The organism is Psychrobacter sp. TB20-MNA-CIBAN-0197 (genome assembly GCF_040309765.1).
GTDB classification, from domain to species: domain Bacteria; phylum Pseudomonadota; class Gammaproteobacteria; order Pseudomonadales; family Moraxellaceae; genus Psychrobacter; species Psychrobacter submarinus.
On record NZ_JBEOPC010000152.1, the window covers coordinates 1 to 388 of the forward strand.

1 protein-coding gene is annotated in these 388 nt (G+C 63.7%); it reads right to left on the minus strand.

Annotated elements, in window-relative coordinates; translation table 11 throughout:
* Positions 1–388, minus strand: a 388-nt coding sequence (locus tag AAEY83_RS13075; protein ID WP_351059385.1) for a tRNA (cytidine(34)-2'-O)-methyltransferase, incomplete at both ends; no start/stop codon positions are given.

Consider the following 388-nt stretch of genomic DNA (forward strand, 5'->3'; position numbering starts at 1 on the left):
GTTCAGGCTGCGGCAGCCTTCGCGCATCGGCAGGCGCAGGCGCTGTTCGGCGGGCAGGGCGTCGAGCACGTCCGCTGGCAGGCCACGGCTTTCCGGGCCGAACAGAAACGCATCGCCGGGCACGAACGCGGCATCATGGAACGGCCGCGAACCCTTGGTGGTGAAGGCGAACACGCGGGGGTTGCCCAGACTTTCCAGACAACTGGCCAGGTCAGCGTGACGCTGCAACGTGGCATATTCGTGGTAGTCGAGACCGGCACGGCGCAGGCGCTTGTCGTCCATCTCGAAACCCAGTGGTTCGATCAAATGCAGGTGGCAGCCGCTGTTGGCGCACAGCCTGATAACGTTGCCGGTGTTCGGCGGAATTTCTGGTTGAAAAAGGATGACG